Source organism: Mesorhizobium sp. LCM 4576, assembly GCF_001854815.1.
Classification (GTDB): domain Bacteria; phylum Pseudomonadota; class Alphaproteobacteria; order Rhizobiales; family Rhizobiaceae; genus Mesorhizobium; species Mesorhizobium plurifarium.
Window position 1 is genome coordinate 1 of sequence record NZ_MDDT01000045.1, and the last position, 26,133, is coordinate 26,133.

Annotated in this window: 29 protein-coding genes; 15 read left to right on the forward strand and 14 right to left on the reverse strand. The window is 63.2% G+C overall.

Going from position 1 to position 26,133, the window contains the following annotated elements; translation table 11 throughout:
* On the reverse strand, positions 1-438 hold a 438-nt coding region (locus tag LCM4576_RS23325), incomplete at its 3' end, for an ABC transporter ATP-binding protein (RefSeq protein WP_116397994.1).
* Between the two features lie 282 nt (positions 439-720).
* Here LCM4576_RS23325 and LCM4576_RS23330 point away from each other — a divergent pair.
* From LCM4576_RS23330 to LCM4576_RS23340, 3 genes are all read left to right on the forward strand, one after another.
* Complete coding sequence (locus tag LCM4576_RS23330) at positions 721-2,397, forward strand: ABC transporter substrate-binding protein (protein ID WP_071034858.1); 1,677 nt, start codon at positions 721-723, stop codon at positions 2,395-2,397.
* A gap of 91 nt (positions 2,398-2,488) precedes the next feature.
* Complete coding sequence (locus LCM4576_RS23335; RefSeq protein WP_071034859.1) at positions 2,489-3,604, forward strand: carbohydrate ABC transporter permease; 1,116 nt, start codon at positions 2,489-2,491, stop codon at positions 3,602-3,604.
* A gap of 8 nt (positions 3,605-3,612) precedes the next feature.
* Positions 3,613-4,530: a carbohydrate ABC transporter permease gene (locus tag LCM4576_RS23340; RefSeq protein WP_071034860.1), complete on the forward strand. Its 918-nt coding sequence runs from the start codon at positions 3,613-3,615 to the stop codon at positions 4,528-4,530.
* A 111-nt stretch (positions 4,531-4,641) separates the two neighbouring features.
* Here LCM4576_RS23340 and LCM4576_RS23345 read toward each other — a convergent pair whose 3' ends face one another.
* On the reverse strand, positions 4,642-5,385 hold the full coding sequence (locus LCM4576_RS23345; protein ID WP_071034861.1) for a creatininase family protein: 744 nt from the start codon (positions 5,383-5,385) through the stop codon (positions 4,642-4,644).
* Positions 5,386-5,388: 3 nt separating this feature from the next.
* Positions 5,389-5,955, reverse strand: a complete 567-nt coding sequence (locus LCM4576_RS23350) for an SIS domain-containing protein (protein WP_071034862.1) — start codon at positions 5,953-5,955, stop codon at positions 5,389-5,391.
* A gap of 187 nt (positions 5,956-6,142) precedes the next feature.
* Between LCM4576_RS23350 and LCM4576_RS23355 the strand changes: the two genes are divergently transcribed.
* Positions 6,143-7,165 carry an aldo/keto reductase gene (locus LCM4576_RS23355; protein ID WP_071034863.1) on the forward strand — a complete coding sequence of 341 codons (1,023 nt, stop codon included), beginning with the start codon at positions 6,143-6,145 and terminating at the stop codon, positions 7,163-7,165.
* Between the two features lie 85 nt (positions 7,166-7,250).
* Here LCM4576_RS23355 and hupB read toward each other — a convergent pair whose 3' ends face one another.
* The 4 genes from hupB to LCM4576_RS23375 all read right to left on the reverse strand — a co-directional run bounded on the left by hupB (position 7,251) and on the right by LCM4576_RS23375 (position 12,607).
* Positions 7,251-7,523 carry a DNA-binding protein HupB gene (hupB, locus tag LCM4576_RS23360; RefSeq protein WP_040969493.1) on the reverse strand — a complete coding sequence of 91 codons (273 nt, stop codon included), beginning with the start codon at positions 7,521-7,523 and terminating at the stop codon, positions 7,251-7,253.
* Between the two features lie 196 nt (positions 7,524-7,719).
* Positions 7,720-10,131: an endopeptidase La gene (gene lon, locus LCM4576_RS23365; RefSeq protein WP_071034864.1), complete on the reverse strand. Its 2,412-nt coding sequence runs from the start codon at positions 10,129-10,131 to the stop codon at positions 7,720-7,722.
* A gap of 275 nt (positions 10,132-10,406) precedes the next feature.
* Complete coding sequence (clpX, locus tag LCM4576_RS23370; RefSeq protein WP_071034865.1) at positions 10,407-11,681, reverse strand: ATP-dependent Clp protease ATP-binding subunit ClpX; 1,275 nt, start codon at positions 11,679-11,681, stop codon at positions 10,407-10,409.
* 290 nt (positions 11,682-11,971) lie between these two features.
* A complete protein-coding gene (locus LCM4576_RS23375; RefSeq protein ID WP_071034866.1) occupies positions 11,972-12,607 on the reverse strand; it encodes an ATP-dependent Clp protease proteolytic subunit in 636 nt (211 codons plus the stop codon).
* A 347-nt stretch (positions 12,608-12,954) separates the two neighbouring features.
* On the opposite strand from LCM4576_RS23375, the gene LCM4576_RS23380 reads away from it, so the two are divergent.
* The gene (locus tag LCM4576_RS23380; RefSeq protein ID WP_071034867.1) at positions 12,955-13,542 is read left to right on the forward strand and encodes a hypothetical protein; all 588 of its coding nucleotides are present in this window, start codon (positions 12,955-12,957) and stop codon (positions 13,540-13,542) included.
* 125 nt (positions 13,543-13,667) lie between these two features.
* Here LCM4576_RS23380 and LCM4576_RS23385 read toward each other — a convergent pair whose 3' ends face one another.
* Both LCM4576_RS23385 and cysE read right to left on the reverse strand, forming a co-directional pair.
* Positions 13,668-13,871: a DUF3126 family protein gene (locus LCM4576_RS23385; protein WP_027166457.1), complete on the reverse strand. Its 204-nt coding sequence runs from the start codon at positions 13,869-13,871 to the stop codon at positions 13,668-13,670.
* A 150-nt stretch (positions 13,872-14,021) separates the two neighbouring features.
* Positions 14,022-14,870, reverse strand: a complete 849-nt coding sequence (cysE, locus tag LCM4576_RS23390; protein ID WP_041007130.1) for a serine O-acetyltransferase — start codon at positions 14,868-14,870, stop codon at positions 14,022-14,024.
* A 121-nt stretch (positions 14,871-14,991) separates the two neighbouring features.
* Here cysE and LCM4576_RS23395 point away from each other — a divergent pair, with 121 nt between their 5' ends.
* The gene (locus LCM4576_RS23395) at positions 14,992-15,597 is read left to right on the forward strand and encodes a hypothetical protein (protein WP_071034868.1); all 606 of its coding nucleotides are present in this window, start codon (positions 14,992-14,994) and stop codon (positions 15,595-15,597) included.
* 4 nt (positions 15,598-15,601) lie between these two features.
* Here LCM4576_RS23395 and LCM4576_RS23400 read toward each other — a convergent pair whose 3' ends face one another.
* On the reverse strand, positions 15,602-16,540 hold the full coding sequence (locus LCM4576_RS23400; protein ID WP_071034869.1) for a LysR family transcriptional regulator: 939 nt from the start codon (positions 16,538-16,540) through the stop codon (positions 15,602-15,604).
* A gap of 117 nt (positions 16,541-16,657) precedes the next feature.
* Here LCM4576_RS23400 and LCM4576_RS23405 point away from each other — a divergent pair, with 117 nt between their 5' ends.
* The 7 genes from LCM4576_RS23405 to speB are packed head-to-tail and all read left to right on the forward strand — an operon-like array spanning position 16,658 to position 22,480.
* Positions 16,658-17,650 (forward strand): ABC transporter substrate-binding protein, encoded by a 993-nt coding sequence (locus tag LCM4576_RS23405; RefSeq protein ID WP_071034870.1) that lies wholly within the window; start codon positions 16,658-16,660, stop codon positions 17,648-17,650.
* A 50-nt stretch (positions 17,651-17,700) separates the two neighbouring features.
* Entirely contained in the window at positions 17,701-18,483 is a 783-nt protein-coding gene (locus tag LCM4576_RS23410) for an ABC transporter permease (protein WP_244510895.1), read from the forward strand.
* 10 nt (positions 18,484-18,493) lie between these two features.
* Positions 18,494-19,264, forward strand: a complete 771-nt coding sequence (locus LCM4576_RS23415) for an ABC transporter ATP-binding protein (protein WP_071034872.1) — start codon at positions 18,494-18,496, stop codon at positions 19,262-19,264.
* A 26-nt stretch (positions 19,265-19,290) separates the two neighbouring features.
* Positions 19,291-20,016, forward strand: coding sequence for an SDR family NAD(P)-dependent oxidoreductase (locus LCM4576_RS23420; protein ID WP_244510896.1), 726 nt, complete (start codon positions 19,291-19,293; stop codon positions 20,014-20,016).
* The gene (locus LCM4576_RS23425; RefSeq protein ID WP_071034874.1) at positions 20,010-20,717 is read left to right on the forward strand and encodes an SDR family NAD(P)-dependent oxidoreductase; all 708 of its coding nucleotides are present in this window, start codon (positions 20,010-20,012) and stop codon (positions 20,715-20,717) included. Before LCM4576_RS23420 ends, LCM4576_RS23425 begins: the two co-directional genes overlap by 7 nt.
* 16 nt (positions 20,718-20,733) lie before the next feature.
* Positions 20,734-21,501 carry a creatininase gene (locus LCM4576_RS23430; RefSeq protein ID WP_244510897.1) on the forward strand — a complete coding sequence of 256 codons (768 nt, stop codon included), beginning with the start codon at positions 20,734-20,736 and terminating at the stop codon, positions 21,499-21,501.
* Positions 21,502-21,514: 13 nt separating this feature from the next.
* A complete protein-coding gene (gene speB / locus LCM4576_RS23435; RefSeq protein WP_071034917.1) occupies positions 21,515-22,480 on the forward strand; it encodes an agmatinase in 966 nt (321 codons plus the stop codon).
* A 31-nt stretch (positions 22,481-22,511) separates the two neighbouring features.
* Here the strand turns inward: speB and LCM4576_RS23440 are convergent, their stop codons facing one another.
* The 4 genes from LCM4576_RS23440 to LCM4576_RS23455 all read right to left on the reverse strand — a co-directional run bounded on the left by LCM4576_RS23440 (position 22,512) and on the right by LCM4576_RS23455 (position 25,015).
* Positions 22,512-23,012, reverse strand: a complete 501-nt coding sequence (locus LCM4576_RS23440; protein WP_071034876.1) for a GNAT family N-acetyltransferase — start codon at positions 23,010-23,012, stop codon at positions 22,512-22,514.
* A gap of 23 nt (positions 23,013-23,035) precedes the next feature.
* The gene (locus LCM4576_RS23445) at positions 23,036-23,803 is read right to left on the reverse strand and encodes an alpha/beta fold hydrolase (RefSeq protein ID WP_071034877.1); all 768 of its coding nucleotides are present in this window, start codon (positions 23,801-23,803) and stop codon (positions 23,036-23,038) included.
* Positions 23,804-23,813: 10 nt separating this feature from the next.
* Positions 23,814-24,308, reverse strand: coding sequence for a DUF192 domain-containing protein (locus LCM4576_RS23450; protein WP_071034878.1), 495 nt, complete (start codon positions 24,306-24,308; stop codon positions 23,814-23,816).
* A 113-nt stretch (positions 24,309-24,421) separates the two neighbouring features.
* Entirely contained in the window at positions 24,422-25,015 is a 594-nt protein-coding gene (locus LCM4576_RS23455; protein WP_071034879.1) for a cold-shock protein, read from the reverse strand.
* Positions 25,016-25,276: 261 nt separating this feature from the next.
* Here LCM4576_RS23455 and gloA point away from each other — a divergent pair, with 261 nt between their 5' ends.
* Together gloA and LCM4576_RS23465 are read left to right on the forward strand one after the other, a co-directional pair.
* Positions 25,277-25,717, forward strand: a complete 441-nt coding sequence (gene gloA / locus LCM4576_RS23460) for a lactoylglutathione lyase (protein ID WP_040982345.1) — start codon at positions 25,277-25,279, stop codon at positions 25,715-25,717.
* 121 nt (positions 25,718-25,838) lie between these two features.
* Positions 25,839-26,126, forward strand: a complete 288-nt coding sequence (locus LCM4576_RS23465) for a DUF2218 domain-containing protein (protein ID WP_071034918.1) — start codon at positions 25,839-25,841, stop codon at positions 26,124-26,126.
* The last annotated feature ends 7 nt before the right edge of the window (positions 26,127-26,133 follow it).

Consider the following 26,133-nt stretch of genomic DNA (forward strand, 5'->3'; position numbering starts at 1 on the left):
GCGGCCCATGGCGACGCGCTGGCGCTGGCCGCCGGAAAGCTGGCGCGGGTAGCGCTTGAGATAGGGCGCGAGGTCGAGGATGTCGGCGGCGCGCTTGACCCGCTCGGCGACGACGGCCGGATCCGTGCCGCGCAGTTTCAGCGCGAAGGCCATGTTCTGCTCCACCGTCTTGTGCGGATAGAGCGCGTAATTCTGGAACACCATGGCGATGTCGCGCTTCGCCGGCGGCAGGTTGTTGACGACGCGGTCGCCGATCGAGATCGTGCCGCCGGAAACCGTCTCCAGCCCGGCCACCATCCTCAACAGCGTGGACTTGCCGCATCCTGAAGGGCCGACCAGCACGACGAACTGCCCGTCGACAATATCGACGCTGACCTCATGCAGGACCTTGACGGTTCCGAACGCCTTGGCCACACTGCTGATCGCGACTTGAGCCATCGTCTCCCCTTTATCTTTTGCGGTGAAGCTAGCCATTGCCGGCGGCAACGGCAAGTCGGTATCTTATAGATAAAAAGCCAATCTTGTTGACAAGGTAATCGATTACGCGAATAGTGGCGAGTGCCAATCCGAGAGCAGGCCTGTTACCCTGAGATCGGAGCTCCGGCGACGCAGGGTGGGGTCCCACGTCCCCGTATGATCGAGGAGAACCGAGAGACGTTTCGACGTCCGAGAGATTGGCCACTTCAATTCAATCGCTGTTGTTCTGGGAGGAACCTGTAGATGAGAGTCGACCTGTATGAAAAACTGATGCGCGCCGGCGCGAGCCGCCGCGATGTGCTGAAGGGTGCTGCCTCCATGGCGGCAATCGCCGCCGCCTCCGGCGCCGGACTCGGTGCGCTGACGAGGCCGGCCGCGGCCGATGACAGCCTGCGTGCGAAAATCCTGCAGATCCCAGGCGTCGGCAAGGGCCAGCCGACCGATGCCGACTTCCAGAAGGTCGGTGAGCTCTGCCTCGAAGCGACCAAGGCCAATGTCAAGGAAGGCGAGTTCGCCGGCGTCGAGCTCACCTTCATGGGCCTCAACAACCAGAACCTGCACAACGTGCTGTTCCGCGGCTTCCTGAAGCCGTGGGAGGCCTATACGGGCGCCAAGATCAGCTGGATCGACCTCGCCCAGGCCGACTACAACGCCCGCCTGCAGCAGTCCATCGCAACCAAGACCGTCGACTTCGACATCATCGAGATGGGCGCGCCTTTCGAAGGCGACGTCTGCGGCAAGGGCCTGACCTCCGAGATGCCCGACTGGGTCAAGAAGCAGATCGACTTCGACGACCTCGTCAACTACCTGAAACCGCCGGTCGGCACCTGGGACGGCAAGCAGTATCGCGTGACCATCGACGGCGACACGCACAATTTCAACTACCGCACCGACGTGTTCTCCGACTCCGAGCTGGCGGCGGCGTGGAAAGCCGATGGCGGCGACAAGGCCGGCCTGACGGAATGGGGCGTGCCCAAGACCTGGCAGCAGGTGCAGGCCGTGACCAAGTTCCTCAAGGGCAAGAAATTCAAGGGCCAGGACGTCTACGGCTATCTCGACGCGCCCAAGCCCTGGGGCGGTTTCGGCTTCTATTTCCTCGGCAGCCGCGCCACAGCCTATGCCAAGCATCCCGATGACAAGGCCTGGCTGTTCGATGCCGACACGATGAAGCCCCGCATCAACAATCCGGYCTGGGTGCGCGCCATCCAGGACGTGATCGACGCCTTGCCGTCCGAACCCGCGGACCAGATCAACGCCGATCCGAACACGACCGCCTTCCAGCAGTTCCTGGCCGGCACCGGCTCGATGATCCCCTGGTGGGGCGACGTCGGCTCGAACGTGAAGACCAATGACTCCTCGGTCATCGGCGATGTCACCGGCTTCTCCATCCTGCCGGGTTCCGACGACGTGTACAATTCCAAGACCGGCAAGTGGGACAAGCTCGCCAGCGGCCCGAACTATGCGCCGAACTGCGCCTATCTCGGCTGGGGCGTCTATGTCATGGCCCGCGTCGATTCCGACGAGAAGAAGAAGAAGGCCGCATGGTCGGCCRCCGCCCATCTCGGCGGCAAGGACCTGTCGATCTGGACCGCGATGTATCCGTCGGGCTTCCAGCCGTACCGCAACTCCCATTTCAACATTCCCGAATGGGTGGCGGCAGGCTATGACGAGGCCTTCATCACCTCCTATCTCAAGTCGGAAGGCGACAGCTACAACCATCCGAACGCGGCGATCGAGCCGCGCATCCCCGGCATCTTCCAGTACTACTCGGCCGCCGAGGACATCCTGGCCAACACCTTCGCCGGCAAGATGAAGGCGCAGGAAGGCGCCGACGCCATCGCGGCGGCCTGGGAAAAGCTGACCGACCAGATCGGCCGCGAAAACCAGATCAAGCTCTACAAAGCCTCGCTCGGCATGTAGGCTGTCTCATCAGACGTCGCGGCCCGGTGGCACATCGTCATCGGGCCGCATCTTTACCGGCCCGGCCGGTTTGATGCTTTAAGAGGCGAGAGTGGCTGAGCAGACTTCGACGGCGAATGCGTGGCCGGCAAATCCGGCCGACCTGATCCCGGCAAGCCGCAAGCGCCTCGGCTGGGGCCTGCTGGCCATCGCGACCCTTGGCCTGCTGGGGATCATCATCGTGCAGGTCCTCTACAAGACCGAGATGTCCACGGTCGGTTTCGACACCTGGCGCCCCGTGGTCTATGCCTACATCTTGTGGGGCATCGCGCTCGGCGCCTGGCAGGTGTTGACGCGTGGCGAGGACGGGCAGCGCGCGCTGTTCCTTTTGCCGGCCCTGCTCTTCACCATCGCCATGGTGATCTTCCCGACGCTGTTCGGCTTCTACATCGCCCTGACCGACTGGAACCTCAGTTCCTTCACCGGCCGCCGCTTCAACGGCCTCGACAATTTCTGGCAGATGCTGGCCGACCCCTATTACCGCAATGCGCTGTTCAACATGGTGCTCTATGTGCTTGCGGTGCTGGTCGAATATGTCATCGCCTTCGGCCTGGCGCTGCTGCTCAATGCGCAGATCAAGGCTCGCAAATTCTTCCGCGTCGTCTTTCTTTTGCCGCTGATGCTGTCGCCGGTCGCCGTGTCCTGGATGGTCGGCAAATCGCTGATGGAATACCGGTTCGGACCCGYGGCGACGCTGGCGCGTCATCTCGGCTGGGACAATCCCGCCTTCTTCTCCGACCCGATCACCGCCCGCATCTCGATCATGATGCTCGACGCCTGGACCTTCATCCCGTTCATGATGATCATGCTGCTGGCCGGCCTGCAGGCGATGTCGCGCGAGGTGCTTGAAGCCGCCCGCGTCGACGGCGCGACCGCGTGGCAGACCTTCTGGCAGGTCACCTTCCCGCTGATGCTGCCGGTATCCGTAACGGCCGTGATCCTGCGCATCATCTTCAAGCTGAAGCTCGCCGATATCATTATCACCCTGACCTCCGGCGGCCCCGGCGGCGCCACCGATTCCGTGTCGAGCTTCATCTATCGCGAGTATCGCGACCGCTCGAATGTCGGCTATGGCACCATGTTGGCCATGGCCTATCTGATCATCATCGTCGTGTTCGTGACCTGGYTGTTGAAAGTCGCCAGTCGCTTCGTGCGCAACGTCAACTGAGCGGCWTCATGAGCGTCCAGACCACCGACTACACCGTTTCCRATATCCGCTCGCCGGCCGCCTTCATCACCAGCCGCGTCTTCATCTACGGYGCGCTTGTCTTCTGGGCATTCGTGTGCCTGTTCCCGATCTACTGGACGATCACCACCTCGTTCAAATCGGCGGTCGACGTCACGCAAGGCCATCTCATTCCCTTCGTCGACTTTACGCCCGACTGGAAGGGCTGGCGTTCGCTCGGCCTGTCGCCGGATTCGATCTTCCAGACATCGACCGTGCGCGACGAATTCCTCAAACGCTTCATGARCTCCGTCATCACCTCGGTCGGCGCATCGAGCCTCGCCATYATCATCGGCAGCCTCGCCGCCTATGGCCTCGTTCGCTACCGCTACAAATTCGCCTGGTTCAAGAACGAGGACATCTCCTTCTTCTTCCTGTCGCAACTGATCCTGCCGCCGGTCGTGCTGGCGCTGCCTTTCCTGGTGCTCTACCGGGAAGTGGCCCTCCTCGACACGCGTATCGGGCTCGTGCTCCTCTATACGCTGATGGTGCTGCCGATCGTGATCTGGATCATGCGCGACCAGTTCAACTCCATTCCCGTCGAATTGGAGGAGGCGGCTTTGGTCGACGGGCTGTCGATCTGGGGCGCCTTTTTCCGCATCGTCATGCCGATCGCGCTGCCAGGCATGGTCGCCGCCTTCATCCTGGCGATGGTGCTGTGCTGGAACGAGTATTTCTTCGCTGCGCTCCTGACCTCGACCGATGCGAAAACCATCCCCGTCATGGTGGCGAGCCAGACCGGCTCGCAAGGCATCAACTGGTGGTCGATGGCAGCCCTCGCCACCGCCGCGATCGCGCCGCTGGCGATCATCGGCATCGCGCTCGAGCGCTACCTGATCATGGGCATGACGGCCGGCTCGGTGAAGTAGCTGGACCTCTCCTTCTCCCCTTGTGGGAGAAGGTGGATCGGCGCGTTAGCGCCGAGACGGATGAGGGGTGTTCCAGCGGAGTGAGGCGTCGGCGTTCCCTGGAAGAGGGTGCTAGGCCTGCAATATCGCCCTTAAATGATCGAGGATCATCGCGACGCCGATCTTGCCGAGGCCCGCCGAGGCCTCCGCCGCGTCTTTCGTGTACCAGCCGGTGTTGTCGGCGAAATGCTTCTCGTCCACGGCCTCGGGGCACAGCGCCAGCATCAGCGAGGTTTCGCCTTTGCCGGCATGGTCGAACGGATATTTGCCGTTCATCGCGGCCGGCATCAGCGGGTGCACCTGCACCCAGTTGAAGACATTCTCGCCCTGCGCATGGCCGGCATAGTAATCGGCCATGCTGTTCGATCCCCACCAGCCCTCGCCGCGCTCCTTCTCCAGAAAGCGGAAGATCGCCTGCCGGCCGGCGGTCTTGAAGGCGAGATCGGTCGGCATGCCGGCCACGAAATTCTCGGTCTGGTGGTGGATGATGGCGTGGATATTGCGGAAGCCGATGCGCAGCAGGCCGTAGAACAATTCCTCCGCGAAGGGCGAAAGCACCGGACCGCCGACCTGCACCGAGCCGCTGCCTTCCGGCGGAGCCACCGCATAGCTTGCCGCGCCGTAATAGAAGGGCGGCAGGATGACGATATCCCTCTCCTTCTCGATCAGCTCCACCGTCTTGATGACCGCCAGCGTGTCCATGCCGACCGCCATGTGCTCGCCATGGTATTCGAGCACGCCGAGCGGCAGCACGACCGGCCAGTTCTCCTCGATCGCCTTGCGGATCTGGTGCGGCAGCATCAGCTCGTAGCGCATCCCCTACTCCATATTGGTGTGCCTGGCGCGCATCGCCTCCGGCGTGGCTTTTGTAAGCGCCTTGAGCTTCAGCACCATGATCTCGAACAAGAGGAACAGCGCGCCCTCGAACAGCGAGCCCATCGGCAGCACCGAGGTCCTTGCCGCGCCCTGGTCGCTGGCCATCGTCTGCGCCGGGATGAGCAGGGTGAAGTCGGCGAGCTTGACRGCGCTGGCTGCCGGCTCCGCCGTCAAGAGCAGCACCTTAGCGCCAGCCGCGCGGGCAACCCGCATCAAGGTCAGCAYCGTGGTGGTCTCGCCCGGCCCTGAACTCGCGAGGAAGACGTCTCCCTGCCCCAGCGGCGGCGTGGTCATGTCGCCGACGACCGACACCGGCAGGCCGAGATGATAAAGCCGCATGGCGAAGCCCTTCAGCTGCAGCGCCTCGCGGCCGCAGCCATAGACGGCGATCCTGCCGGCGCCGGCCAGCATTGCACAGGCGGCATCGATCCGCGCTTCATCCGTGCGCGCCAGAACCGCGCCGAGCTCGTCCAGCGCGGTCGCGAACATGCCGGATCCGGCTTTGGTCATGACGGTTCACCCCTGTCTGCGCGATATCGCTTGTCTCTACGGATTTGGCGCCTCGCCGGCCGCGAACGGCTTGTTTTTGTTCATGCTATCATTGCGAAAATCGCTGTCCAACGAGCCTCGGCACTTTTGYTGGGCCACGGGCGTGATAGTGTCATGTCAGACAAATCACTCCGGGACATCGTCAGACATGAAGACACGGCATTTCGACCGCATCGGCAATGGCGGCATCACCTTCACCGAGCTCGGCTTCGGCACCGCGCCGCTCGGCAATCTCTACCGCGCCGTCTCCGACGAGGACGCCAACGCCACCTTGGAAGCGGCATGGGCGACCGGCTGCCGTTACTATGATACGGCGCCGCTTTACGGCCTTGGCCTGTCGGAAACCCGCCTCAACCCCTTCCTGCGCGCCAGAAAGCGCGACGACTATGTGCTGTCGAGTAAAGTCGGCCGCATCATGCGCGTCGCCCCGCCCGACCAGCGCACCGGCATCGGCAAGTTCTTCGAGACGCCGTCGCGCCGGGAAGTCTACGACTACTCCTACGACGGCGTCATGCGCTCCTTCGAGGCCTCGCTGGAGCGCCTGGGCGTCGACCGCATCGACATCCTCTTCGTCCACGACGTCGACATCTTCACCCATGGCAGCAAGGAAGCCTCCGACGCCCGCATCGAGGAGTTCATGTCGTCCRGCTATTACGGCCTGCTGTCGCTGCGCGACCAGGGCGTGATCAAGGCCTTCGGCGGTGGCATCAACGAGTGGCAGGTTGCCCAGACGCTCGCCGAGCGCGGCGACTTCGACCTGTTCCTRCTGGCCGGCCGCTACACGCTGCTTGAGYAGGAAGCGCTTCAATCCTTCCTGCCGCTCTGCCAGAAGCGCGGCATCGGCATCGTGCTGGGCGGCCCCTACAATTCCGGCGTGCTGGCCACCGGGCCGAAGCCCCGCGCCTTCTACAACTACAGCGAAGCGCCGAAGGAGATCCTCGACCGCGTGGCGCGTATCGAAGCCGTCTGCAAGCGCCACAATGTGCGGCTGATCGAGGCGGCGCTGCAATTCCCGCTGCAGCACCCTTCGGTGATGTCGGTGATCCCCGGCGGCCAGCGGCCGGCCGAAGTCGAAAGCAACCGCGCGCTGCTCGACACCAAGATACCGGCGGCGCTCTGGGCGGATCTGAAACAGGAAGGCCTGATGCGCGCGGACGCGCCGACAGCCTGAGCAATTCCAGGAAAAGTGCGGGTTCGATCGCCGCAAAAAGAAAAGCCGGGCAAGCCCGGCTTTTCTGCACTTAAAGAAAAAGGTCTTAGTTGACCGCGTCCTTGAGGCCCTTGCCGGCCGAGAACTTCGGCACGGTGCGCGCCGGAATCTTCACTTCCGCGCCGGTCTGCGGATTGCGGCCGGTCGAAGCAGCGCGTTTTGACACGGTGAAATTTCCGAAGCCGACAAGCCGGACATCGCCGCCCTTCTTCAGTTCGCCTGTGATCACGGAGAACACCGCATCGACGGCAGACTGCGCATCAGCCTTCGAAATGCTTGCGGCATCGGCGACAGCGGACACCAGTTCGTTCTTGTTCATCAAAATTCCCTTCCATGAGAAAACCGGAACTTACGACTCATCCGGCAGGAAACGGACTTTAGAAAGAAGCGATCCGGAACCCAAGCCAAAAACCGCGGAATTCCGGGCTTTTTTGAATTTTTTCGTGGCTTTTTCACATGAAAAAGCCGGGCTCGAAGCCCGGCTCTCTCATTGTGCACTGCAACTTTAACTTTTGTTAGTGCGCGAGCGACTTTCCGGCATCGTCGCCGGTGTCGACCGGAGCCGGCGCATTGACCGGTTCGACCCACTCGATCGGCTCCGGCATCCGCGTCAGCGCGTGCGCGAGCACCTCGCCGACCCGCGAGACGGGGACGATCTCCATGCCGTTCTTCACGTTGTCCGGAATGTCCGCCAGATCCTTGACGTTCTCTTCCGGGATCAGGACCTTCTTGATGCCGCCGCGCAGCGCCGCGAGCAGCTTCTCCTTCAGGCCGCCGATCGGCAGGATACGGCCACGCAGCGTGATCTCGCCCGTCATCGCCACATCGGCCCGGACCGGGATACCCGTCAGCACCGACACGATAGCCGTGGCCATGGCGGCACCGGCGGACGGGCCATCCTTGGGAGTCGCGCCTTCCGGCAAGTGGACATGGATGTCGCGCTTGTCGAACAGCGGCGGCTCGATGCCGAAATCGAGCGCCCGGGAGCGGACGTAAGAAGCCGCCGCCGAGATCGATTCCTTCATCACGTCCCGCAGATTGCCGGTCACCGTCATGCGGCCCTTGCCGGGCATCATGACGCCTTCGATCGTCAGCAGCTCGCCGCCGACTTCCGTCCAGGCAAGCCCCGTGACCACGCCGACCTGATCGTCGGCCTCGACCTGGCCGAAGCGGAAGCGCGRCACGCCGAGATAATCGGCAAGGTTGTCCGCCGTTATCTTCACCGTCTTCTTCTTCGTCCGCAGGATCTCGGTCACCGCCTTGCGCCCGAGCTTCATCAGCTCGCGTTCCAGRCTGCGCACGCCGGCTTCCCGCGTGTAGGTCTGGATGATGCCGCGGATCGCGTCCTCGCCGACCGAGAACTCGTTCGGCTGCAGGGCATGGTCGCGGATCACCTTGGGCATCAGGTGACGCTTGGCGATCTCGATCTTCTCGTCCTCGGTGTAACCGGCGATACGGATGATCTCCATGCGGTCCATCAGGGGCGCAGGGATGTTCAGCGTGTTCGCCGTCGTCACGAACATCACGCTCGACAGGTCGTATTCGACCTCGAGGTAATGGTCCATGAACGTCGAGTTCTGCTCCGGATCGAGCACCTCGAGCAGGGCCGATGACGGATCGCCGCGGAAGTCCTGGCCCATCTTGTCGATCTCGTCGAGCAGGAAGAGCGGATTGGACTTCTTGGCCTTCTTCATCGACTGGATGACCTTGCCGGGCATCGAGCCGATATAGGTCCGCCGATGGCCACGGATCTCGGCCTCGTCACGCACGCCGCCGAGCGCCATGCGGATGAACTCGCGGCCGGTCGCCTTGGCGATCGACTTGCCGAGCGAGGTCTTGCCGACGCCGGGCGGGCCGACGAGGCACAGGATCGGCCCCTTGATCTTCTTCTGGCGGCTCTGCACGGCGAGATACTCGACGATGCGCTCCTTGACCTTGTCGAGGCCGAAATGGTCGGCGTCGAGCACGTCCTGCGCATAGTTCAGGTCCTGCTTGACCTTGGAGTTCTTGCCCCACGGGATCGACAGCAGCCAGTCGAGATAATTGCGCACCACCGTCGATTCAGCCGACATCGGCGACATAGAGCGCAGCTTCTTCAATTCGGCTTCCGCCTTCTCGCGGGCCTCCTTGGAGAGCTTGGTCTTCTTGATGCGCGCCTCGATCTCGGCGGCCTCGTCGCGGCCGTCCTCGCCCTCGCCGAGCTCCTTCTGGATCGCCTTCATCTGCTCGTTGAGGTAGTACTCGCGCTGCGTCTTCTCCATCTGGCGCTTGACGCGCGAGCGGATGCGCTTTTCCACCTGGAGCACGGAGATTTCGGCCTCCATGAAGCCCATCGCCTTCTCGAGCCGTTCCTTGACGGAAAGCGTGGCGAGCATCTCCTGCTTTTCGGGGATCTTGATGGCGAGATGCGAGGCAACCGTATCGGCGAGTTTGGAATAGTCGTCGATCTGGCTGGCCGCGCCCACCACTTCGGGCGAGATCTTCTTGTTCAGCTTGACGTAATTCTCGAAGTCGGTGACGACCGAGCGGGCAAGCGCCTCGATCTCGACCTCTTCCTCTTCCGGCTCCGCAAGCGCGGTGGCGCGGGCCTCATGGAAGTCGGGGCGATCGGTGAACGAGACGATCTTGGCGCGCGAGGCGCCCTCGACCAGAACCTTCACGGTGCCGTCGGGCAGCTTCAAAAGCTGCAGCACATTGGCGAGCGTACCGATGTCGAAAATCGCATCGGGCTCAGGATCGTCGTCGGCTGCATTCATCTGGGTGGCGAGCAGGATCTGCTTTTCCTGACCCATCACCTCTTCCAGCGCCTTGATCGACTTTTCACGGCCCACGAAGAGCGGAACGATCATATGCGGGAACACGACGATATCGCGCAGTGGGAGGACTGCGAAAACGCCGTCGCCGGAAGCCTTGGATATCTTGGCCATTGTCCAACCTTTCATGTCGCGGCCGCTTATTTTAGCCAACCGCGAATCTCATATTAACGACCGAGTGTCGTTCCGCCTACCACCGTTTGTGACGGGAGTTTTACAGCACAGAATTCGGCGCCTCGGCCTTCTGCTGTTAGGTGGATGCAGCCGGGGCAAAGATCAAGGGTTAGCATGGTCGCTCGAGCCGTTCCATCGCCCGCCTCCCCGCCTTTGACAACAAAACGGCGCCACGCGGGCGCCGTTCCGTGAAAATTGACAGGTCCAGTGCCATTTCAGGCGCTGACATTGCCCTTCTTTTCCTTCTGCTCGGAGTAGATGTAGAGCGGCCGGGCGTTGCCGGACACCACCTCTTCCGAAATCACCACCTCGCGCACGCCTTCCAGCGCCGGCAACTCGAACATGGTGTCGAGCAGGATCGCTTCCATGATCGAGCGCAGGCCGCGCGCGCCGGTCTTGCGTTCGATGGCGCGCTTGGCGATCGCCGACAGCGCGTTCTCGTGGAACGTCAGATCGACATTTTCCATCTCGAACAGCCGCTGATACTGCTTGACCAGCGCGTTCTTCGGCTCGGTCAGGATCTGGATCAGCGCCGGCTCGTCGAGATCTTCCAGCGTCGCCAGAACCGGCAGACGACCGACGAATTCCGGGATAAGGCCGAATTTCAACAGATCCTCGGGCTCGACCTGGCGGAAGAGATCGCCGGTGCGCCGATCCTCAGGCGAGGCCACGGTCGCGCCGAAGCCGATCGAGGTCTTGCGGCCGCGGTCCGAGATGATCTTGTCCAGGCCCGCGAAGGCGCCGCCGCAGATGAACAGGATGTTGGCGGTGTCGACCTGCAGGAACTCCTGCTGCGGATGCTTGCGGCCGCCCTGCGGCGGCACCGAGGCGACCGTGCCTTCCATGATCTTGAGCAGCGCCTGCTGCAYGCCCTCGCCCGACACGTCGCGGGTGATCGAGGGATTGTCCGACTTGCGCGAGATCTTGTCGATTTCGTCGATATAGACGATGCCGCGCTGGGCGCGCTCRACATTGTAGTCGGCCGACTGCAACAGCTTCAGGATGATGTTCTCGACGTCCTCGCCGACATAGCCGGCCTCGGTCAGCGTCGTGGCGTCGGCCATGGTGAACGGCACGTCGATGATGCGGGCGAGCGTCTGGGCCAGCAGCGTCTTGCCGCAGCCGGTCGGGCCGATCAGCAGGATGTTCGACTTCGCCAACTCGACGTCGTTGTTCTTGCCGGCATGCGCCAGGCGCTTGTAGTGGTTGTGGACGGCCACCGACAGCACGCGCTTGGCGTAGGGCTGGCCGATGACGTAATCGTCGAGGACCTTGAGGATCTCCTGCGGGGTCGGCACGCCCTCGCGCGACTTCACCATCGAGGTCTTGTTCTCCTCGCGGATGATGTCCATGCACAGTTCGACGCATTCGTCGCAGATGAAGACCGTCGGTCCGGCGATCARCTTGCGGACTTCGTGCTGGCTCTTGCCGCAAAACGAGCAGTAAAGCGTGTTCTTTGAATCACCGCCGCCGTTGCTGACCTTGCTCATTTTTCTGTCCTTTCACCAACGCCCGCCGATCGCCTGGCTTCGAGTGACGTCTCACCAATCTATCGCRGGAATCCGCCACCGCCAGTGTCCCGGCTCACACAGCGCATTCCTTACGAAACACAATTCAGAAAACGCGGCAATGATTCGCAGCAACCCCACGCAAAGCTAAGCCGTCGAAAATCAACATAGCCTTAACGTAGGCAATCCCAACGCCTGAGGGAACAGCCAATTGTGGCCGAAATGCCGCAAGACGCGCCAAAACCGCGTTATGCTGTCATTTGCCGCCGATGTCAGGCTGAAGCCGTGGTTGCCTCGGCGGCCTCGCGGCTCGATATGACCTTGTCGATCAGGCCGAAGTCCCTGGCCTCGTCCGCGGTCATGAAGTGGTCGCGGTCGAGCGTCCTCTCGATCTCTTCATAGCTCTTGCCGGTGTGCTTGACATAGACCTCGTTCAAGCGGCGCTTCAGCTTGATGATGTCCTGCGCATGACGTTCGATGTCCGAGGCCTGACCCTGGAAGCCGCCCGACGGCTGGTGGACCATGATCCGGGCGTTCGGCGTGGCGAAACGCATGTCCTTGTGGCCCGCGGTCAGAAGCAGCGAACCCATCGACGCGGCCTGGCCGATGCAGAGCGTCGACACCGCCGGCTTGATGAACTGCATCGTGTCGTAGATCGCCATGCCCGACGTGACGACGCCGCCCGGCGAATTGATGTAGAGGTTGATTTCCTTCTTGGGGTTCTCGGCTTCGAGGAACAAAAGCTGTGCACAAACCAGCGTCGCCATCCCATCCTCGACCGGACCGGTAATGAAGATGATGCGWTCCTTCAAGAGGCGCGAGAAGATGTCGTAGGCGCGCTCGCCGCGATTGGTCTGCTCGACCACCATCGGAACGAGGTTCATGTAGGTTTCAACGGGGTTCTTCATGGACTACCCTTGTTGGAGATGGATTCCGGCACCTTGGCATTATCGGCAATCGCGCGGAATCGTTCTGGATCGGTTACGACCTAAATAGGATGCCGGCTCACCCTAGCGCAAGGCCGCCTCTCCTAGCCATCTGGTTAAGTCGAGTAAAGCGCTGCGGCGCCGGCGAAGCCCAGGCGGATTGGCCCTGTGAGGCGGGCTCGGTCCGGTTGGCCGAACCGAAGCCACTGGCAAGGTAGCAATTCCTTAACCGCGCCGCTTAACGAAAAGCCTCGAAATCGCTGTCGGCTCCCGGACCTTCCGCTACAGTCCTGCGTTGTGAAGGCGTCCTTTTTCAACGGGGGAATGTCATGATCCGCAAAAGCTCCGCATCGCTGGCGGCCGTCGCGATGCTTGCCAGCGTCTCAGGAACCGCCGCCGGCAGCCGCGCGCTCGAATGCTATGAGCCGATCCATAGGCCGGCGCTTTACGACACCGTCTACGAGGATGTGATGCTGAACCCCGGCGGGCAGGTGGTCGATTACGACGCGCCGATCTACGGCACATATCAGGGCGTGGAGCAGATCGCACCGCCGCGCGTCACCTACGAGACTGTGCCTGCGGTGACACGCACGGTCTACCACACGGTCAAGGTCGACGATGGCGGCTATGCCTGGGAATGGCGCGTCATCCATGGCCGCAAGGTGCTGTGCAAAGTATGGCGCAAGGSCCGCTATGCGCGCGTGGCGGAAAGGGTAGTAGTCCAGCCGGAGCGCGTCCGGCGCGTGGTCCTGYCGGCGGAATATGAAGCGGTTGYCCACGAAGTGCTGGTGCGGCCGCAGCAGGTACGCATCCGGCAAATCCCGCCCTCATACGGGACAGTGGCGCGCCGGGTTGTAGTGAGGGAAGGTTCGACAAGCTGGCGGCGGGTGCATATCCCGCGGCATTGCCCGGATTAATGCAATTCCAGGAAAAGTGCTTCGCGGTTTTCCGTCGGGAATTGCGTCGGAACAGAGCCCCGCGGTCTGCGCCTGCAGGCCAACTCGGCGGGCGGCGGCACCGCCCGGCCGGAAACCGGTATGAATTAAGCCAGATCGATGTCGAGAATGGCCATCGAGAAATTATAGTCGCCATCGTCCTCGTCCTTGAAGACGATGCCGAGGAACTCGTCGCCGACATAGACTTCGGCCGAGTCTTCCTTGCGCGGACGCGCCTTCACCTGCAGCTTGGGGTTCTGGAAGACGCGCTTGAAATAGGCGTCCAGCTTTCTGATCTCGTCAGGCTTCAAAAGTCTTCTCCGAAATGTCGGCCTCGTTCGATGGAACGCGCTTCTGACACGCCAACGATGGCCATGTAAAGGCAAGCCGGGACAATTGCATAGGACAAAAGCCGCCGAACCTGGCGGCCGGATTTCGGCGGTTTCCGCGGATGGCGGAGGTCAGATGTCGAAGCTGACCACGTGGTCCATGCTCTGCGACGGCAGAAGCTGGTCCATCTGCCGCGAAGGCTGGTCGCAGCCTGTCTCGCCGACGACGCGCGCGGGCACCCCGGCGACCGTCTTGTTGTGCGGCACAGGCGACAGCACCACCGAGCCGGCCGCGATCTTGGAGCAATGGCCGATCTCGATATTGCCGAGGATCTTGGCGCCGGCGCCGATCAGCACGCCGCGGCGGATCTTCGGGTGGCGGTCGCCATTGGCCTTGCCGGTGCCGCCCAAAGTCACGCCATGGAGGATCGAGACATCATCCTCGATAACGGCCGTCTGGCCGACGACCAGGCCCGTGGCATGGTCGAGGAAGATGCCCTTGCCGATGCGGGCGGCCGGATTGATGTCGGTCTGGAACACCGAGGACGAGCGGCTCTGCAGGTAGAGCGCGAAGTCCCTGCGGCCCTGGTTCCACAGCCAATGCGCCAGCCGGTGCGTCTGGATGGCGTGAAAACCCTTGAAATAGAGAACCGGCATGATGAAGCGGTCGCAGGCCGGGTCGCGGTCGTAATAGGCCTGGATGTCGACGCGAACCGTCGAGCTCCACTCCGGATCGTCGTCCAGCATCGCCTTGAAGGTCTGGCGGATGAGATCGGAACCGATATCCTGATGCGCCAGGCGCTCGGCCAGCCGGTGGATCACAGCCTCTTCCAGGCTCTCCTGGTTGAGGATGGTCGAATAGAGGAAGGCCGCGAGCAGCGGATCGCGGTTCACCGCCTCCATCGCCTCGTCGCGGATCGACCGCCAGATCGGGTCGACCGGCTGCACCATGCTGGGGCGGGCAATCGTAACGCTGTTCATCGACGCTCTCCGGCCTTGCTCATTCTCCGGCGGCACATATAGGCCAGATCGTAGCACGGTTGAACTCAATTTTCCTTAGTGCTTTGTCAAATGGACCTGGTTCACCCAAATTCAAGCGACGATGGAAAACGAACCCTTGATCGACGACGCGCTGAAAAGCGAGCTTGCAGCGCTCTACCAGGCAGCGGATCGCCAGTATCACGGCTTGGCCCATATCGAAGCGATGCTGGCGCTGGCAAGCGAATACCGGCACCTTCTCGATGATCCGCAGGCCGTCGAGGCGGCGATCTGGTTCCACGACGCCATCTATGACAGCCGCGCCAAGGACAATGAGGCAAAAAGCGCCGAGCTGGCCGAGAGAAGGCTCGCCGGGCGCGTCGTTCCCCATCGCCTCGCCCGCATCGCGGCAATGATAAATGCCACCGCCACGCACCAGTTGCCGCCTTTCCGCGACGACGGCGCGCTCAGCGATGCGGCCCTTCTGCTCGACATGGATCTGGCGATCCTCGGCGCCGAACCGGCGGTCTTCGATGCTTACGAGAAGGCGGTCCGGCTGGAATATGGCTGGGTCGAGGAGCCGATGTGGCGCGCCGGCCGCTCGGCCGTCCTGCAGAATTTCCTCGCCCGGTCGCATATTTTCTACACGCAAGCGTTCCGCGACAGGTTCGAGGCACAGGCCATAAAGAACCTGAGCCGATCGCTGCAGGCTCTGCAAAATCCGGCCTGATCGATCAAGGACGGACTGCCGGATCGCGCGTCGTCCCGGATTTCGTCGCCTGCGCCGGGTCGAAGAGCGCCTCGAGAAAGGCTTGGACCAGCAAACTCTGGGCATCGGCCTTGCKGTAGGCGACGCGGTGGACGGAGCTGAATGCGTAGGCTCTCGGCCGGATCGCCCGCATTTCGCCCTTTGCCACCCATGGATCCGCGAAATGGCAAGGCAGGAAGCCGATGAAGTTGCCCGAAAGGATCAGCATCAGTTGTGCCTCCATATGGACGACGGACGCGCTCGCGCGCGGATGGCCGACGAGATAGAGGTCGTCGAAATGCCGGTAGCTGCGGACCGAAAAACGGGCGGTGTCGATAGCCGCCTTGTCGATCGTCGAATCCGGCACGGCAAATAGGGGGTGGCGCCGCCCGCAGTAGAGGAGATGCGGCTCTCCGCAATAATCGCGGTAGACGACGCCCGGCGCCTTTTGCGACAGCGGTCCGATGACGACGTCCCGGCCACCGTCGGCGACCTGTTGTTCGAGCTCGGACGGCGTGCCCACCGTCAGGTCGATGAAAACATCGGAATCCGGCCCCATGAAGCGGCTCAGGGCATGTTGGATGYCGAGCTCCGCGCTGGTGAACACGCCGTCCGACGTGCCGAGCCGCAATCGCCCCGACAGGCTGCCRCTGGCCGCGCTGATGCGATGCCCGAAATCGTCAAGGTCGCGAAACAGCTTCTGCGCGGCATCGTAGGTGGCCCGGCCGACCTCGGTCAGCCGGAATTGCTTGCGCCCGCGATGGCAGAGCTGCGCGCCGATGCGCTTTTCCAGTTCGGCCAAGTGCGTGCTCAGCGTCGGCTGTGACAGATTGAGCGTGATCTGGGCGGCCGCGAAGCCGCCGCAGTCGGCCAGCGCCACGAAGACGCGAAGCAGGCGGATATCGATATTGTCCAGCCGGCGCATACTTTTCCCCCGGTCACATCGATGTTCTTCGATGTATGCTTCTAAATAAACTCATTTACATCAATGTTGAAAGCCGCGAGCCTGCGCAAAACAAACACAAAACATTGGGGAACAATCATGAAGTCATTCAGGGCCTTCGCCTTGTCCGCCGCGCTCGTGCTCGCCAGCGCGCAATCCGCCTTCAGCGCCGACCAGATTCGCATCCTGGCGCCCACATGGTTGGGATTTGCACCTGTCCACATTGCTTCCGATCTTGGCTGTTTCGCCAAGAAGGATCTCGATGTCAGCATCAAGTTCGAGGACGACCTGACGAACGTCATGGCGGCGATGGCGCGCGGCGACATCGAACTGCAGATGCGTTCGGTCGGCGAATATCAGGGCCGCCCGCGCGATGCCTCGACCCCCGGCATCATCATCGGCACGATCGATGAATCGGTTGGCGGCGACGGCGTGATCACCGACGACAACGTCAAGTCGGTGGCCGACCTCAAGGGCAAGGTGGTGGCCGCGGAGCCCAATATCCCCGCCCGCCTGCTGCTGCAGATGGAGCTGAAGCAGGCGGGCCTGTCGCTGAAAGACCTTCAGATCAAGGATATCGCCTCCGCCGACACCGGCGCGGTGTTCGTCGATCCCTCGATCGCCGCGATCGCCACCTATGAGCCGTTCATGTCGCAGGCGCTCAAGGCCTCGACCCGACCGGGCGCGCGCATGCTGATCTCATCCAAGGATCATCGCGGCATCATCATCGACGCGATCATCGTGCGCAACGATGATCTCAAGGCCAACCCGGACAAATATGCCCGTTTCCTCGGCTGCATCTATGAAGCCGTCGATTTCATCAAGGCCGAGCCGGACAAGTTCGCCGAGATGGCGTCCAAGCATTTCGGGCTGACGCCGGATGAGGTGAAKGGGATCGTCAACGGCTCGCTCTCCTACACTACGCTTTCCGAGTCGCTCGCCTATATGGRCAAGCCGGGCGAGAAAGGCACCCTGCACGGCATCTTCGACACCGTCATGCAGCTCAACCTGGAAAACGGCGCCGCCGACAACAAGCTGATCGCCGCCGATCAGATCGACAATTCGGTGATCAACAAAGTGCCTGCGAAGTAGGTCTTCCGATACGCGCCGCAGCCTCCCCCATCACCCCAGGGATAGCGATTTTGTTCAGCAATCTGTTCGTCTTCCGCGGCCGTGTTGCGCCGATGGTGGAACTTTCGGTCGGCRTCGCCGCGGCTTTCCTGGTGGTGGCGGCCTGGGAGGCGGCCGCGCGCTCCGGCATCATCGCGCCGCAATTCCTGYCCTCGCCCACCCGCGTGGTCGCCGCCCTGTGGACGATGCTGACCGAACAGAACCTCGTCTGGCACGTTGCCGTGTCGACCGCTCGCGTCTGGATCGCGTTCCTGCTGGCGGCGGCGATGGCGATTCCAATCGGCATCATGATGAGCTCCTATCGCATCATCGGCGCCGTGCTGGAGCCGATGATCGACTTCATCCGCTACCTCCCGGTTCCGGCGCTGGTGCCGTTGTCGATAATCTGGTTCGGCGTCGGCGAGGAAACCAAGGTCTTCCTGTTGTGGCTGGGCACATTCTTCCAGCTCGTGCTGCTGGTGGCCGACGACATGCGGCGGGTGCCGCAGGAATTCGTAGAGGTGGCCCGCACGGTCGGCGCCAATTCGCGGCAGGTGATGACGGACGTCGCCCTGCGCTGGATGGGACCGACCCTCATCGACAACCTGCGCATCACGCTCGGCTGGTGCTGGACCTACCTGATCATCGCCGAGATCGTCGCCGCCRATTCCGGCATCGGCTACGTGATCTGGACGGCGCGCCGCTTCGTCAAGACGCCCGAGGTCATGGCCGGAGTCGTGGTCATCGGGCTGATCGGCCTCGTCACCGACCAGTTGCTTCGCCTGCTTCACCGCCGGCTGTTCCGGTATCTGTGAGGGCACGACGATGAGCGCCTATGTCCAGTTCGCCGATACGGCGAAGTCCTTCGGCCCTGTCGAAGTGGTGCGGAAAACCAACCTAGGCCTGGAGCGCAACTCGCTGGTCGTCTTTCTCGGCCCGTCGGGCTGCGGCAAGACCACGCTGATGAGGATGGTCGGCGGGCTCGACGAACCGACCTCCGGCTCCATCCTGCTTGGCGGCGAGAAGGTCGTGYGGCCCGACCGGCGACGCGGCATGGTGTTCCAGTCCTACTCGTCCTTCCCCTGGCTGACGGTTGAACGCAACATCGCCTTCGGCATGCGCTACCGCAACGACATCACGTCGGCGCAAAAGTCGGAGCGTACACGCCACTATCTGGACCTGTTCGGCCTTGCTGATTTTGCCGCTTCCTATCCGAACCGGATCTCAGGCGGCATGCGCCAGCGGGTCGCCATCGCGCGCACGCTTGCCGCCGGCTCCGACGTGCTCCTCATGGACGAGCCCTTCGGCGCCCTCGACGCGCTGACGCGCGAGCGTCTGCAGGTCGAATTGCGGCTGATCCAGATCCGCGAGGAAAAGACCGTCATCTTCGTAACCCACGACGTCGAGGAAGCGGTGTTCCTCGCCGATCGGATCATCCTGTTCTCGCGCCGGCCCGCCTCGGTCGTCGCCGATATCGACGTGGCGGCCGAGCTCGGCCCGCAGCGGCCGCTGGAAATCCGCGAAACGCAGAAGTTCTTCGAGCTGCGCAACAAGGTGCTTCATCTGATCCKCAACGAAACCGGGACAGCGGTWTGAGCCTCACCTTCTCCGGCAGGGTCGTGGTGATCACGGGGGCGAGCCGAGGCATCGGGCTCGGCATAGCGCGCCGCTTCGCTCAGGCCGGCGCCACGCTGCACCTGATCGCCAACGATGCGGCCATCCATCAGCGGGCGCGTGAACTGAATGCCACCGGCGCCGAGGCCGACATTGCCGATCGCGAGGCGGTTGCGGCGGCGCTCGCCCCCCTCGCCCGCATCGACGTGCTCGTCAACAATGCCGGCCTCGAGCTGATGACGCCGGTCGATGACGCCGGYGACGACAACGAGGCTGCGTTCCGCCGCATCGTCGAGATCAATGTGATCGGAACCGCCCTGGTCACGGCGCGAGCCTTGCCGCGCATGCCGGCCGGCGGTTCGATCGTCAACACGGCCTCGATCTGGGGGCGCGTCGCCGAAGCGAGGTTCGGCGCCTATGTGGCCTCCAAGCACGCCATCATCGGCCTGACGAAAACCTGGGCCAGGGAACTCGGCCCGAAAGGCATTCGCGTCAACGCCGTTTGCCCTGGCTGGGTGCGGACCGAGTCTTCCATGCGCTCCCTCGGCCGCATGGCCGAGCATGACGGCCGCGGCGAGGCCGAGCTGCTCGACGCGATTGTCGATGGACAGGCGCTGCCCGGTCTCATGGTGCCGGATGACGTCGCCGGCACCTACCTCTTCCTGGCCTCGGAGCTTGCCGCCAACATCACCGGACAATCGCTCGGCGTCGACAGGGGAGAAGTGCCTTGGTAGCTGCACTGCATGGAAGGCGCGCGCTCGTCACCGGCGCYGCCAGCGGAATCGGGCGGGCGACGGCGCTGGYGCTGCGGGAAGCCGGCGCCACGGTCATCGGGCTGGATCTGATCGGATCCGAGCGGGACCTGCCCATCCTTGCCTGTGACCTCGCGAGGGAAGGCGATATCGTCGCTGCCGCCGCCGAAGGCGCGCGCCGGCTCGGCGGCTGCGATATACTGGTCAACAATGCCGGCATCCTTCAGGAAGCACCGCTCGGCCGGATTTCGGCTGAACACGTTGACCGCATGTTCGCGGTCAACGTCCGCGGCGCCATCCTGATGACGCGGGAAATGCTGCCTCACCTCGCCGATGGTGGCCGCATCATCAACATCGCCTCGGAACTCGCCTATCTCGGCCGCGCCGAGGCTTCGGTCTATTGCGCCACCAAGGCCGCTTTGCTCGGYCTCACCCGTTCCTGGGCGCGGGAACTCGCGCCGCGGATCCTGGTCAACGCCGTCGCGCCGGGACCGACCGACACCCCGCTGCTGGGCTTCGACGCCCTCAGCGAGAACCAGCAGGCTCAGGAGACGATGCATCCGCTGCGCCGGATCGGCAGGCCTGAGGAAATCGCGTCAGCCGTCGTCTTCCTCGCTGGTCCCGGCGCGACGTTCTTCACCGGACAATGCCTCGGCGCCAATGGCGGCGCGGCCATGCTTTGAGATGGGAAAGATCGTGATGGACAGCGTTTTCCTGGCCGAATTGCCTTGGCCCGAAGCCCAAAGGAGGATATCGGCCGGCGCGCCGATTTTCCTGCCGCTTGGCTCGACCGAGCAGCATGGCCACCATATGGCGATGAACGTCGATGTCGTGATCCCGACCGCCATTGCCGCGAGTGTGGCGTCGGAAGTGGGYGGCCTCGTCGCACCGACGATCGCCTACGGCAATCGTTCGCAGCCGAGAACCGGCGGCGGCCCGGCCTTTCCCGGCACGGTCAACATCACCGCGCACACCTTTTCGCTTCTGGTCAAGGACGTGATCTGCGACCTGCATCGTCAGAAGGTGCGGCGCATCGTGGTGCTCAACGGCCATTACGAAAACATCGGCCCGTCCATCGAGGGCATCGAACTGGCGCTCGACGCGATCGGTCGCGACCGCGCCGCGGACATGACCATCCTGCGTATCGATCATTGGGAAATGCTTCGCCCTGAAACCCTCGCCCGGGTGTTTCCCGACGGTTATCCCGGCATCGAACTGGAACATGCAAGCGTGATCGAAACCTCGATGATGCTGGCGCTGCGCCCGGAACTCGTCGATCTCGACCGGGCCTTGCATGACGGCCCGGYCCGCTTCAAGCCCTATGACCGTTATCCTCGCCCTGCCGAAGAAGTGCCGCCCTCGGGCGTGCTGTCGCTCACCGAAGGCTCCTCTGCCGAGAAGGGCCGCTGGCTGCTGAGCGACTGCAAAACGCGCATCGCCGAAATCGTCAAACGTGAATTCGCCTGAGATGACCAACACCATGCAGAACAGCTTCCACCAACCCGTCGACGCCGCGCAGGTGCCGCGCTTTGCCGGACTTTCCACCTTCATGCGGTTGCCGGCCGTGCCGACGGCGAAGGGGCTCGACATCGCGCTTGTCGGGATTCCCTGGGACGGCGGCACGACGAACCGGGCCGGCGCCCGCCATGGTCCGCGCGAAATCAGGAACCAGTCGAGCCTGATGCGCCGCGTCCACCACGTCTCGGGAACGGAGCCGTTCAGCATCGCCAACATTGCCGATGTCGGCGACCTGTCGGTCAATCCCATCAATCTGCTCGACGGGTTGAAGCGCATCGAGGACGGCATTGCGGCCATCGTCGCCGAGGGAGCGCTCCCCCTGGCCGCCGGCGGCGATCATCTGACGACGCTGCCGGTGCTGCGCGCGGTGGCCCGCAAGGCGCCGGTCGGCATGATCCACTTCGACGCCCATTCCGACACCAACGACCGCTACTTCGGCGACAATCCCTATACGCACGGAACGCCTTTCCGGCGCGCGATCGAGGAAGGCCTTCTCGACCCCAAGCGTGTGGTCCAGATCGGGATCAGAGGGTCGATCTATGAGCCAGGCGAGCACGACTGGGCGACCRCCCAAGGCGTGCGCGTCATCTATATGGAAGAGTTCGTCCGGCGCGGCGTCGCTTCCGTCATGCAGGAAGCGCGCGATCTTGTCGGCGACAGCCCGACCTACGTGACGTTCGACATCGATTGCATCGATCCGTCCATGGCCCCCGGCACCGGCACGCCGGAGCTCGGCGGCTTCACGACGCGCGAGGCGCAGGAGATGGTTCGATCGCTGGACGGATTGAATTTCGCAGGCGCCGATGTCGTCGAGGTCTCGCCTCCGTTTGATCTTGCCGGCATGACGGCGCTGGCCGGCGCGACGATGATGTTCGAGCTGTTGTGCGTCATGGCGAGATCCCTGGCCGATAGGAGAGCCCGCGCCTAGATGGCTACGGAAAGCGCGCGGCGCCTTCCGACTAGTCTGGAAAGGTCTCGATCCTCTCCGCGTAACCTCTGAAACCCGCGCGCTCGTAAACCGACCGGGCCGCCGGATGATCATAGGTGTYGGTGTGAAGCCACAGTCTTTGCGGCCGATGCGACCATGCCGCGCGCAACGCCTGATCGAGCAGGAACGGACCCAAGCGCTTGCCTTGAAAGGCCGGGACCAGCCCGAAGTGGACGAGCTCGATAGCCGCTTGGCCGACATTGTTGAACTCRCAGAAGCCTGCGGCCTCGCCATCGACGCGCAGCACATGGATATGCGTAGAAGCGCCGGCAAGCAGCGTTTCGAGGTCCGCTTCCGGCWTGCGCAGGCGCTGGTCCCATTGCACCGGTCCGCCGACCGAGYGGTAGAGGTCGAGATAACTGGCAGGATCGAGCCTTTCGCGCGTCACGATCGCGTCCGGCGACGGTGACGCAAGCGGCGCGCCCTGCGGGGGCGTCAGCATCTCCATATAGGTGACGAGAAGATCGACCATTGTCAGGCCAAAGAGCGCCCCGCTCAGAGCGGGTTTTCGGCGTAGAACTCGAGCACGCGCTGCTTGAAGCTCTTGTCGCCGACGGCGAGCATGTGGTCGCGGCCCTCGATGTGGAAGGCCCTGGCGTTGGGCATCAAAGCGGCAAGCTCGTCCGGCGAGCCGCCGATATCGTCCTTCGTGCCGACGGCGATCAGCGTCGGCTGAGCGATGCGAGCCATGTCGTCCTCGCTGAGCAGCTCGCGCGACTTTGCGATGCAAGCCGCGAGCGCGCGGCGGTCGCTGCGCGTCTGGTCGGCGAAGGCGCGGAAGGAACGGCCGCGCGGATGCGTGGTCTGGGAAGGGTCTTCCGCCAGCAGGGCGGCCGCGATCGGGTCCCAGTCGCCGACGCCGTCGACCATGCCGATGCCGAGGCCGCCGAACACCAGCGTCGCGACCTTCTGAGGATCGGACAACGCCAGGAAAGCCGAAACACGCGCGCCCATCGAATAGCCCATGACATGCGCGCGCTCGATGCCGAGATGATCGAGCAGCGCGGCCGCGTCGGATGCCATCTTTTGCGGCGTGTAATCGGCCTCGTCATAGCTCTTGGACGACGAGCCGTGGCCGCGGTGGTCGAAAGYGATCGCCCGGTAGCCGGCGTCGTTCAGCGTCTTGAACCAGCCCGGCGAGACCCAGTTGACATAGTGGCTGGAGGCAAAGCCATGGATCATCAGCACCGGGTCGCCCTGCCCCGAGGCCGGCTGGCGATCGAGATAGGCGAGCTCGAAACCGTCATGCGAAAGGAATTGCATCAAACCGCTTTCAGTTGGAACCGGCGCTGATGGCCGGATGGCRCAAGAGATCGCCTTCCTTGATGCCGTCCCTGGCGGCCGTGCCTGCCTTCAGTTCAAGCACGAAGCGTACCGRCTGTCCGGGCGAGATGATCGCTTCGGATTCGGGCTCGCCGCGCTTGATGGCCTTGATCCTGCCGTCCGGGCCGACAAAGATGAGGTCGAGCGCCATCGGCGTGTTCTTCATCCAGAAATCCACCTCGCCGGTTCTTTCGAAGACGAACAACATGCCGTGATCGTCGGCCATCGTCCGGCGAAACATCAGTCCCGCCTCCCGCTCGGCGGAGGTGTCGGCGATCTCGATGGAGAAGGAACGCTCGCCCGAGCCGGTCGCCACCACCAGCGGCGCCCGGTCGATKGGCAGCAGCATCGCATCCGCCGAACTCGGTCTCGCGGCGATGAAACAGGCGGCGAAAACGATCGCGGCGCAGAGCGCGCCCGCGGTCAGCCAATTGCGATGAGCCATGGGGTACCTCGTCCAGACCCTCGTCCTAGACCATGATCCGGAGAAGTGGAACCGGCTTTCGGACAATATGCTCGATCCGCGGCGCGGGGACTGTCGACGGCGTCGAGAGGCCCTTAGTGCGAGACCGACAAGGTACCCATATCGGGGTGGATTTCGGCGRCCATAAGGCCTTTGTCGCCGCGTCCGAAGCGGACGAGCACGACCTGGCCCGGCCGGAGCTCGGTTATACCGTAGCGCCGCAGCGTCTCCATGTGGACGAAGATGTCTTCCGTTCCCTCGCCCCGCGTCAGGAAGCCGAAACCCTTGGTGCGGTTGAACCACTTGACCAGGGCCCGCTCGAGACCGCTCTCCGGGCTGACGGTAACGTGGGTGCGCTGTTCCTGCTCCGCCGGGTGCACGGCCGTCGAGGCATCCATGGAAAGGACCCGGAAAGCCTGCAGCCCGCGCTCGCCTTGTTTCACAAGGCAGACGACCCGCGCGCCCTCGAGCGCCGTCTGGAAGCCGTCCTTTCGAAGACAAGTCACATGGAGGAGGATATCACCCGAGACACCGTCGTCCGGAAGAATGAAGCCGTAGCCCTTGGCCACGTCGAACCATTTGATAGCGCCGGCGATTTCGACAAGCTCGGCGGGGTCGCCGCCATTGTCCCGTCTCAAGGCGTCGTCAAGGCTTCCGTCCCGCCTCGTAAAAGAGGCCTTTTCCCCCATAAGAATGCCCCCTTTTTCCAACCAAACCGCAACTGATTCTTGCCAAGAGATTAACACTGCGGCTTCCGGGGTGTGYAAGGGCTGACGTGCCTTTTTTCACCGTTCAGCACCGGAAAGGCTGAAATGTTGTTTGCCGGCGCTTGCCGAACACGAATCGCGAGGCCGAAAATCGATCGCTCCGCCGCTATTGTCGGACGATTGCCCTTTCGCCGAACGGCTCCTATGGTGCCTGGCAACCCCAACAATCCCGAGGAAGCCGCCATGCGCTATCTGCACACAATGGTCCGCGTCGCCGATATCGACCAGTCTCTCGATTTCTACTGCAACAAGCTCGGCCTGAAGGAGGTGCGCCGTTACGAAAACGAGCAGGGCCGCTACACGCTGATCTTCCTCGCCGCGCCCGAAGACGAGCAGAGCGGCATCAATGAGAAGGCGCCGCTGGTCGAGCTGACCTACAATTGGGACCCGGAGGATTATAAGGGCGGCCGCAATTTCGGCCACCTCGCCTATGAGGTCGACGACATCTATGCCACCTGCCAGAAGCTGATGGACAATGGCGTGACCATCAATCGTCCGCCGCGCGACGGCAACATGGCCTTCATCCGCTCGCCGGACGGCATCTCGATCGAGCTGCTGCAGAAGGGCCCCGCCAAGGCGAAGGCCGAGCCGTGGGCCTCGATGGCGAACACCGGCGTCTGGTAAACCGGCGATCGACGCCGATTTGACCGGCGGCCGCTAGCGTTTGGCCAGGCTGTGCCTATCTATCTGCCATTGGCGCCAGCCTTATCGGGGCTGGYGTTTCTTCATCCGCCAGGAGAATCTCATGCCGACCAGCCGCGCCGATGTCGCCACCGAACATGCCAGCCGCTATCTGCAGCAGCTCTGCAAACACTGGTCGCACAAATTCCCGGTCGAGTTCGACCTGTGGCATGGCGCCATCCAGCTTTCGATCGGCCGCACCGTGATGGACGCCGACGATCATGCGCTGCATATCGCCTTGGCCGCCGACGATACGGCTTCGCTGGAGCGGCTGGAGAGCGTGGTCGCCGACCACATCAAGCGCTTCGCCTTCCGCGAGGAATTGAGCTTCGACTGGCAAAAGGCTGCTTAGCTCTACG